The organism is uncultured Capnocytophaga sp., from assembly GCF_963525585.1.
Lineage (GTDB): Bacteria > Bacteroidota > Bacteroidia > Flavobacteriales > Flavobacteriaceae > Capnocytophaga.
This window is the reverse complement of the sequence record NZ_CAURLX010000059.1, coordinates 1-9645: the sequence shown is the minus strand read 5'-3', so window position 1 is coordinate 9645 and position 9645 is coordinate 1. Positions and strand designations below refer to the sequence as shown.

Below are 9645 nucleotides of genomic sequence, written 5' to 3'. Positions count from 1 at the left end.
GGAGAAATGGCAGAGCGGTCGAATGCGGCGGTCTTGAAAACCGTTGAGGGTAACACCTCCGGGGGTTCGAATCCCTCTTTCTCCGCAAAAAAATAGGCTATCTTTTTGGTAGCCTATTCTTCTCTTAAAAATAAATCTTCATTTTTTTATCTTTTAGAAATTATTTAAAGTGATAAGGATAAAAATCCATCTTCTTGTGTATAGTGGAAAGGAATTTGATATTCCTTGCAAGTTTTTCTCCATTTTTCTATAGAAAAATAGAAATTACTTCCATCAGCAATAACTAACTTAGGAGTTATTTGAGTTAGTAACTTTTCAAGATGAATCTTAGGAGAATTTCTTAGTAATAGATAATCCACTGGAAAAGAATTATCTACATAAAATTTATCATCTATAATTAGAAAATTAATTTCTTTGAGAGGAAGGACATTAGGAAGAGGCTTGTACTCAAGATTTTTGATATGTTTTTCTGTAATTAATCTTTTGATGTATTTATTAGAAAAATTCACTGAATCAGATGAAAATAAAGTCATTTTATTTCCTTCTTGAATAGAAATCATAGATTTTTTATATTGCTGATAAACAATTAGTTCATTTGTTGTTCCTGTTTGGAATTTTGTATAAAATAGATATGTTTGTAAGCATAGAAAGCTAAGAAGAGAAAAATATAGAAAATGTATCTTCTTTATATACAAATAAATAACTCCACTTATTAGTGAAAAATAACTGACAAACAATATTATATCATCAAAATAGACATTCTCTATAATAAATCTGAGAGAAGCTATTTGTCCGATACTTTTATTCATTAACGAAATAATAAAATCATAACCAATGAGAAGCCATTTAGGAACCCAACCAAGACTACACAATGCTATAATTCCTAATCCCAAAGCTAAAATAATTCCCAAAAAAGGAAGAATAACAATACTACTAACTAAAAATAGTCCAGAAAATTGATGAAAATAGTATAATGAGATGGGAATAATGCCTATTTGAGCCGAAATACTTACTTTTATAAGGTTAGGAAAGAAATTTAAGTATTTATTTTCAAAAAAGAAATATTGATTAAAAACAGGAAAAAATATTAATATAGAGAGTACGGCTAGAAAACTAAGCTGGAAGCCAACATCAAATAAGAATGTGGGTTTGCATAAAATTAGTATAAAAGCAGCTAAAATCAAGCTATCAAATCTTGCTTTATTATTTCTAGAAAGAGAACTGATACTATAGGCTCCAAACATTAAGACCGCTCTTAATACAGAAGCTGATAATCCTGTAATAAGAGAATATGTTAGTAGAATACTCAGAATAATACCAATTTTTAATTTTTTTCTATTGGTAGGTATGAAAATATTTATTATTTGTGTCAGTAGAAGGGTTATAATACCTATATGAAGCCCGGAAATTGCTAAAATATGTACAGCTCCAGCATCAATATATTGTTCGTAAATATCTGGTGCGATATCTGTTCGTACTCCAAGAATAAGAGCTTTTGTGATGCCTCTCGTAGATTCGGAAATTTCATATTTATCAAGTGAAGATGATAAGTAATTTTGTATTTTTTTTGCTATGTAAATCAGTGAAAAAGAACGCTCTTCACCAATTTTGTACAAAGAAGAAAATCCTTGCCAATAGATATACTGACGTTCCATATATCTCTTATAATTAAACTGATAAGGATTCTTGATATCTTTAAAAGGAGAAAGTTTTGTAGCGAAGAGAATAGGTCTGCCTATGTTATTGCTACCTAAGCTATCATTAATATGAAGAAGTATTTTTCCTGAAATTTCCTGATTATCAATGTTCTGTAGAGATATAAAAATATTCTTTCCTTTGATATTTTCTATAATTCCAGATATAGTATAATCTGTATTTTCTGATAACAGATTGAGATAGTGATTACTTTTATTAGGTTGATAATGAATACTATATGTTAATATTCCTACAGAGAAGGAGGCTATAAAAATAGATGTTTTTTGGAATTTTTTTATAATATAAAAAGAGAAAAATAATACAGAAATAGATATAATGCAGATAAAAATACTATTTTTTATAGATAAAACAGCGCTTATATCTTGAGAAATAATTCCAGATATAATACCCAATAGAATTATGAATAAAGGAAGATTAAAAGGAGTTGGCTTCATACCTAATAACTAAATATAAATCAGTTGATTATAGAAAATAACCAACTGATTTATAAATATTTATGATTTTTTACAATCAGCCTCTTCAGGGAGTCGCCCACAGAAACTACACGGTTCCCCTTCTGGATTGAGATGAGGATTCTGGCTTGCACAAGTTCCTGAGAACTTACCATCTTTCTTAGCCCAAATTTTAATAGCCATGCCTAAAACGCATAAGGCTAAAATAATTAATACAATAGCTAATAACTTCATTTTTAACTCTTTTTGTAATTAATGAAAAACTATAAAATATAATCTGTACGGATAAAATGAGAAGCTCCAGTTTTTAAAATATTTTCAAATATTTCATCATTGGATTTGTTATCCTTGAACGCAACAAAAGTACGAATAGAGAAAGAACGGAGTGCATCATACACACTGAGAGTTCCCACAGCAGAATCCTTTCTTCCTGTGAAAGGAAAAATATCAGGTCCTCTTTGGCACAAACTATTTATATTAACACGACAGACAAGATTAACCATAGTATCAATCAATGGAGCTAATGTATCAATACTTTTACCAAAAATGCTCACTTGTTGTCCATACTGAGAATCAGCTATTTCCTGGCGAACTTCTTCTATGTCAGAGAAAAATCGGATAGGTACTACAGGACCAAACTGTTCTTCCTGATAAACACGCATATCAGGAGTTACTGGAGCCAATACGGCAGGGAAAATGTAATTATTATATCGTTTTCCCCCATTTTTATTAAGTATTTTAGCTCCTTTAGCAGTGGCATCGTCTATTAATTCCTGAATATAATCAGGCTTCCTAGGCTCAGGGAGAGGAGTGAGCATTACATTTGCATCCCAAGGATTACCAAAAGGTAAATTATCTACTTTTTTAGTAAATTCTGAAAGAAAATGCTTTTTTATATCATTGTGTAAATATATGATTTTGAGTGCAGTACACCTTTGCCCATTGAAAGTCAGAGCTCCTGATATACATTCAGAAATAGCCAAATTCAGATCAGCATCAGGTAAAATAATAGCAGGATTTTTTGCTTCAAGCCCTAGAATAAGTCGTAGGCGGTTCTTATGGGGGTGTTTATCTTGTAGAGCTATTGCAGAGTGGCTATTCCCTATAAAGGCTAGTATATCTACACGACCTGTTTCTAGAATAGGTGTTGCAATTTCCTTACCTCTCCCAAAAAGAATGTTAATGACTCCCTTAGGGAAGCACTCCTTAAAAATTTCAAGGAGAGGTGTTATAAGCAAGACACCATATTTGGGTGGCTTGTAGATGACAGTATTCCCCATCAGAAGAGCAGGGATAATTAGTGCAAAAGATTCATTAAGAGGATAATTATAAGGTCCCATACATAGGACAACCCCTAAAGGTCCTCTACGAATATGGGCGTATATTCCGTCCTTTTTTTGAAAATTAGCACTATCCCTATCTAATTGTTTATAGGCATCAATAGTATTATTGATATATTCAATAGTCCTGTCAAATTCTTTCTGTGATTCATTAATAGTTTTTCCAATTTCCCACATCATTAATCGTACGATTTCTTCACGTTTTGTTTTCATTTGTTCCGTGAATTTTTCAAAGATTTCAATACGATTTTTCACAGACATAGTTGCCCATAATCCATTTCCTTTGCCGAAAGCATTTAGGGCAGCTTCCAGAGCTTCCAGAGCTTCTGTTTTTGAAAGATGAGGGATTGTTCCAATTAATGTAGGGGCATATACCTCTGTGCAGGAAATTGTAGAATAAACCTCATCATATTTTCCATTCCATTCTTTGAGCTCTCCATTTATCAAATAGGTTCTATGATAAATAGGTTTAGAGAGAAAATTCTTCGGAATGGGCTGAAAGTTATTAATCATTTATATTTGATTTAGCTTATACACGTCCTTTTAAGGAATCAAAAACCCAGGCAATTGCTAGAAAACCAATTCCAGTAGTGGCAAATCCCCAGCCTGCGATGTCCTCATAACGGAAAATTCCGAGTCCTATAAGGATTAATCCAAAAAAAATCATTATTAAAGTGGCATATCCTAAAACAGAATTTTTATTTAAACCCATAATTACTCTTCTTGTGATTTATTTTTTATATTCTTTAAAAAGTCTTTTCCAAAAATAACGGCAATTCCTAAGATAATTCCTAGAAAACTCCATATTGCAATAATCATTCCTTTATTAGGTTTGGACTTATCAAGAGGGATACTGACAGGCTCTATGGAAATGAAGGCAGGAGTATCTTCTTGTACTTTTATTTTTTGGGTTTCTAGCTGTTTGGCTAATTCTAAATAGAGATTATATGCTAAGTTATATTCGGATTGTAATTGTGTTTGTCGTGTCATAGGGATTGCACTAATAAGCCCTCTATTCATATCCTGAAAAGCTGCTAATTGGATTTGCTTTTCTTTGAAAGCTTTTTCAGCACTTTCATATTGCTTTTGGATAAAATCCAGTTGTCTTTTTGTTTTACGTGTTTTGAACTCTATGATGGTTTCTTGTAAATAATTTTCTGCTTGTTGTAACATCTGAGCAGCAGCCTGAGGTTCTTCCATTGAGAAAGATAGATTTATAGTATTTTCTTTCTCATTAGTAGTTATTTTAAATTGACTATTAAGTAAAGAAAACAAATCTTTTTCTTCTCTAGAAACTCTATAAATTCCAGTGGAATCTTGTACTACTGTAGGTAGTAATATTTCTTCATTTGATGACATTACAAGAGAAGGAAGTCCTATAGTATATTTCTTCAAAATATCAATAAAAGTTTCTTTCTGATATTTTGTATAATATTCTTGATAGGTAATAGGAACTTCACTGTCCTTAACCTGAATAAGAGTTTGTATCATTTTTCTCTGAAAAGGAATACTTTGAGCTATACTAGGATATAGTTTTGGCAGAATAAACTCGGAACTAGAAGAGCCTATATTTATACCTGCTAATGAGGCCAATCCAGATAAATTTCCGCCACTAGTATTAGCATCCTGAGCTAAGACTAATGAGGAAGCAGTATATTCTTTTCTAGAAAAAATGGCTATAAAAACACCTATGCAAAAAAATAGTAAAAAATATTTTAAGATGGTTCTCTTTCCCTTCCATAATTTTGATAGGAGAGCTAATAAATCTATTTCATCCTCTTTTTCAATATTTTGTTCCATATATAATTATTATTTAAACGTATTATAGATTAAAATAGCTAGTGTGGTGATAGCGGTTGTAATACTTATAGTTTCTGTAGCTGTCATTCCTTTTCTTTCAGGTTTCTCAGGAACAATAACAATTGATCCAGGAGCTACTTTAGGATAACTTTTAAAGAAAAGGAATTTTTTAGTACCTTTTACATCTCCATTAGAATACATTACATATACAGACCTTTTCTGAGCATTATCAGAGAAGCCACCTGCGCTATTGATGTAAGATTTTGTTGATTTTCCTTTTTCATAACGAACTAAAGAAGGAGCTAGAACTAGTCCTTTTATTTCAATAGTCTGTTTCTCTGAAGGAATAATGAGAACATCATCTTCTTTGAGGATAAGATCCTCATAGGAATTTTTATTGTTCATTATTCGTTTGAGATTTATCCCTACACGATATTCATTTTTTTCTTTTTGTTTTTTATCTTCAGTATTCTCCTCTGTCTCAATAATAGACAATTCTTTATCTACTTTCTTTAGTTTTCTTAGTTGATTTTCTTGGGTATTATCTTCTTTTTCTTGTCCTTTTTTTCTTAGTAAAGTAGCTCCTTCTATATATGCATAAGGAGCAAATCCTCCAGCACGTTCTATCAAGCTTGAGATACGTTCTTCCTTAGAAAGAATAGCGTAAGAACCAGGGAAAGCAATTTCTCCTTCTATTTTCACAATTTGTTGAGGAGTATATCCTTTTTGGAAGCGAACAGTTACAATATCATAGGGTTGAAGTTCTATACTTTGTTTTCCTTCCAAATTTTCTGAAAGAGGGACATTCTGTATATTACTAATTATTTTGAAATTAGTATCGTTCGTCTGTCGCGCGACTTGTACTTGACTATGATCAGCTCCTTCTATGAATCCACCTGCTATAATAATTAAATCCTCAGGAGTCATTCCTTTAGCAAAAGGAACTTGCTGAGGCTTACGAACAGCTCCTTCAATGCGTACGAAATATTTTAATGAAAGGCTATCCCTACCATATATGTGTAGGCTGTCATTAGCTTGTAAAGGAATGGTTTGTTTTTGTTCTAAGATGTCTTTTAGTGAAAAATTAACACTTTGTTTATCAACTCTATTAAGGGTTCTGAATAGAATAGCACGGTTTAAATAAGCTTCATCTCTTATTCCTGCAGCTTTATTAATTAAGTCTAAAACGGTCATACCATCTTTGTAAGCATAATTACCAGGCTGATAGACAGCTCCAGTAATACTAATCTTATTATGATATATGTCAGATAATTTATGAACAATGAGCTTATCTCCTCCATATATTGCAAATTTTTCTGCTTCAGAGAGGGCAACCTCTTTTACTTCTCGTTTTGCTCCTGATATGCGTTCTATTACCAAGTTATCTTTGTAAGCATTGGCTGAGAATCCTCCAAAGAAATCTATTAAGTTTGAGAGTTTTTCTCCTTCTTTTACCTCATAAAGACCTTCTCTTTTTACAAAACCTATGACTTCCACCTGATTTTTATAAGGAGGAACAATAATCACGTCTTGATCAATCAGATTAATATTACCTTGTTGAGAGCCTTTTAATAAAAAATCATAAATATCAAGGGTAGCAATTGTTTTTCCTGAACGAACAACTTGAATATTACGGAAAGAACCATTTTTTGTAGGACCTCCACTAGCATATAGAGCATTAATAACATTGGAGAGAGCACTAATAGAATAAGTACCAGGAGCCTGTACTTCCCCAATAATATTCACTTTTACAGTTCGGATATTAGCAATTGATACTCCTGTATATATCTTGGAATAACTTCCTTCTGGAGCAGCAATTCCAGCATATATTCTTCGGAGGGCTGTATTAATTCGAGCTTTTGCTTCTGTGAAATTAAGTCCTCCTACGTGTACTTTTCCAGCTAGGGGAAGGATTATATTCCCTTGATTATCTACTTTCTGAGTAGTACTATTTTCAGTAGCTCCCCATACTTCGATTAATAGTTCATCATCTGTATTAATGATATAGCTCTCAGGTGTGGGAACATTAATTGTTGGAGCGAAGGATATTTTAGGATTTTGGAAAAAATCATAACCGAAGAGCCTGTTTTTTTCGGTCAGAGTAAGAGAATCCTTAGCTCTATTTATGGGAGTTCTTCCAAAGACTTCTTGGGTATTAGAGCTTGTTTTATTTGTTTGGGAATTATTATTTTTATTAACACGAGAAGTCGAGAGAGTCATTATTCTCTGCCTAAGTTTGCTAATCTGTGAAGAAGGGATTCCCTTGACTTGAGCAGCTGTTTCCAAATCAGTGAGTGAATATCCTTGGGCTTGCGCTTTATCCCAAAAGGCTTGTATTTGTTCATCTGAAATTTGGTCAATATTGATATACGCTAACTGCTCTATATTGAGGTTCTGTGCAGAGAGTTTTGTGAGAATACCAATGCTTAAGATAAGCATCAAAAGTATTTTTTTTGTCATTATCAATCGTTTTTTAAATAGAGTGCAAATATAAATCCTTTATTTGGAAAAATAAAATTTTTTATAACTTAAAAATTAAAGGCTTATACATATTCAGTTTCTGATTATGCTTTTGTATGAATAAGTCGGATAAGTTTGATAGATAAGTCTGTTAATATAATTTTGGAGTTTCCATTTCTTTCTATATGGTAAATAGAATCCTCAATATTTCTTTGTATTTCTTGTATATTATTATGATGAACAAAGGGAGCAAAGTTATTGATGTTAAAATTAGATTGAAACTCTATATATACCAAATTATTAGTTCCATAATTAGCAAGGAGAGCTTGCCTGAATATTTCTAGGCAATATTCTAGGAATAATTTCTGTGTTTCACGTCCTTCTTTGGATATTTCATCACTCCATTGTAGCATATTGGGGAGGACTCCTTTATTTCCTTTGGCACTATATGCCATTCGTACCCATTTGACAAACCATTCTTCAAATCTGGAATCTTCTTCTCTTTTTAGAAGAGAAAGAGCTTTATTATAGTTGCCTTGAGAACGTATTGCAATTTGCTGAGCTTCAGGTTCGGCTAATCCGTTTTTTATGAGAGATTTTGCAATGACTTCTTCTCCTAATTTCGTAAAACGAGTAATCTGACAACGAGACAAAATGGTGTTCAATAATAAATTTTCATTCTCTACAACTAAGATAAAAATAGTCTCAGCTGGGGGCTCTTCCAAGAGTTTTAGTAATTTATTTGAACACTCATCATTCATTCGTTCTGCCATCCAAATAATCATAATTTTGTATCCCCCCTCGAAGGACTTTAATGAAAGCTTAGCAGTAATTTCTTTGGCATCATCAACTCCTATTTTCCCTTGTTTGTTAGCAATACCAATAAATTGGTACCATTCATATAAGCTTCGATATGGGTTTTCACTGATAAAGGATCTCCATTCTTCAGAAAAAGACGAACTTGTTGGATGATCTTTTATCTTATCAGAAGTCGCTGTCGGGTAGGCAAAATGAAGATCAGGGTGGGAGAGATGCTCACATTTAATTTTGGTATTTGCATCGCCTTTCCTAGTCAAAATCTCAGTTGCATAAGCTATTGCCATAGGGAGAGTCCCTACCCCTTCTTCCCCAATAAATAATTGTGCGTGGGCAATTCTATCACTTATGATAGTTTCATTTAGATATTTTTTTGTATAAGGATTACTTAAAACAGTTTCAAAATCCATAATCGTTCTATAAGAAAGTTTGCAAAAATACATCAAAAAATTCAATACTTAACAAATTTGTTCAAGAATTTTTAAATAGTTAATTTTCAATGATTTTTCTCTGAAATAGAAAATGATTCAAAAAAGATAAAAAAGTTTGATATTTATAGAAAAAAATTGTACCTTTGTGCAACAAAATCCCTGTGGATTTTCTTTTTAAAAGAGGATTGTTAAAAATAAAAAACTTTTCTATGAGTACAAAGAACCTTTCCGTTGAGAATTACGGAATTAAAAGTGCAAAAGTGCGCTATCAACTTACTGCAGATGAACTACACGCAGAAACCCTCGCTAAAGGACAAGGGAAAGAAGCTTCATCAGGAGCCTTAGCTGTAAATACAGGTAAATTTACAGGACGTTCTCCACAAGACCGTTTTATTGTGGAGGATGAAATAACTAAGGATCGTGTATGGTGGGGAAAGATTAATATTCCTTTCTCTTCCCAGAAATTTGATGCTCTTTATGAAAAAGTAGTAGCTTATCTTTCAGGTAAAGAAATTTATGTACACGATGGGTATGTATGTGCAGACCCTAAATACCGTACCAATGTACGTACCATCACTGAGCTTCCTTGGAGTAACCTTTTCGCTAACAATATGTTCCTTCGTATAGAAG

The 9645-nt window shown here is 32.3% G+C and carries 8 protein-coding genes and 1 tRNA gene; 2 read left to right on the top strand and 7 right to left on the bottom strand.

The features are described from left to right. Nucleotides 1–85 (top strand) — tRNA-Ser (locus RYK20_RS10200). A 79-nt stretch (nt 86–164) separates the two neighbouring features. Here the strand turns inward: RYK20_RS10200 and RYK20_RS10195 are convergent. The 7 genes from RYK20_RS10195 to RYK20_RS10165 form a co-directional block, all read right to left on the bottom strand. Then, nucleotides 165–2150 (bottom strand): ComEC/Rec2 family competence protein, encoded by a 1986-nt coding sequence (locus tag RYK20_RS10195; RefSeq protein WP_314895345.1) that lies wholly within the window; start codon nt 2148–2150, stop codon nt 165–167. Nucleotides 2151–2210: 60 nt separating this feature from the next. Then, nucleotides 2211–2402 (bottom strand): membrane or secreted protein, encoded by a 192-nt coding sequence (locus RYK20_RS10190; RefSeq protein ID WP_297980448.1) that lies wholly within the window; start codon nt 2400–2402, stop codon nt 2211–2213. A 29-nt stretch (nt 2403–2431) separates the two neighbouring features. Continuing rightward, nucleotides 2432–4021, bottom strand: a complete 1590-nt coding sequence (locus RYK20_RS10185) for an NADP-dependent glyceraldehyde-3-phosphate dehydrogenase (protein WP_314895344.1) — start codon at nt 4019–4021, stop codon at nt 2432–2434. A gap of 16 nt (nt 4022–4037) precedes the next feature. Then, a complete protein-coding gene (locus RYK20_RS10180) occupies nt 4038–4220 on the bottom strand; it encodes a CAL67264 family membrane protein (RefSeq protein ID WP_314895343.1) in 183 nt (60 codons plus the stop codon). 2 nt (nt 4221–4222) lie between these two features. Further along, on the bottom strand, nt 4223–5308 hold the full coding sequence (locus RYK20_RS10175) for a Wzz/FepE/Etk N-terminal domain-containing protein (RefSeq protein ID WP_314895342.1): 1086 nt from the start codon (nt 5306–5308) through the stop codon (nt 4223–4225). 9 nt (nt 5309–5317) lie between these two features. Further along, nucleotides 5318–7768 (bottom strand): SLBB domain-containing protein, encoded by a 2451-nt coding sequence (locus RYK20_RS10170; RefSeq protein ID WP_314895341.1) that lies wholly within the window; start codon nt 7766–7768, stop codon nt 5318–5320. Nucleotides 7769–7872: 104 nt separating this feature from the next. Beyond that, nucleotides 7873–8994: a DNA polymerase III subunit delta' gene (locus RYK20_RS10165; protein ID WP_314895340.1), complete on the bottom strand. Its 1122-nt coding sequence runs from the start codon at nt 8992–8994 to the stop codon at nt 7873–7875. Nucleotides 8995–9224: 230 nt separating this feature from the next. Between RYK20_RS10165 and RYK20_RS10160 the strand changes: the two genes are divergently transcribed. Beyond that, on the top strand, nt 9225–9645 hold a 421-nt coding region (locus RYK20_RS10160; RefSeq protein ID WP_314895339.1), incomplete at its 3' end, for a phosphoenolpyruvate carboxykinase (ATP).

Bases quoted from the DNA above. Each gene is read 5' to 3' on its own strand.
- RYK20_RS10195 (WP_314895345.1), bottom strand. From the start codon at position 2,150: ATGAAGCCAACTCCTTTTAATCTTCCTTTATTCATAATTCTATTGGGT.
- RYK20_RS10190 (WP_297980448.1), bottom strand. From the start codon at position 2,402: ATGAAGTTATTAGCTATTGTATTAATTATTTTAGCCTTATGCGTTTTA.
- RYK20_RS10185 (WP_314895344.1), bottom strand. From the start codon at position 4,021: ATGATTAATAACTTTCAGCCCATTCCGAAGAATTTTCTCTCTAAACCT.
- RYK20_RS10180 (WP_314895343.1), bottom strand. From the start codon at position 4,220: ATGGGTTTAAATAAAAATTCTGTTTTAGGATATGCCACTTTAATAATG.
- RYK20_RS10175 (WP_314895342.1), bottom strand. From the start codon at position 5,308: ATGGAACAAAATATTGAAAAAGAGGATGAAATAGATTTATTAGCTCTC.
- RYK20_RS10170 (WP_314895341.1), bottom strand. From the start codon at position 7,768: ATGACAAAAAAAATACTTTTGATGCTTATCTTAAGCATTGGTATTCTC.
- RYK20_RS10165 (WP_314895340.1), bottom strand. From the start codon at position 8,994: ATGGATTTTGAAACTGTTTTAAGTAATCCTTATACAAAAAAATATCTA.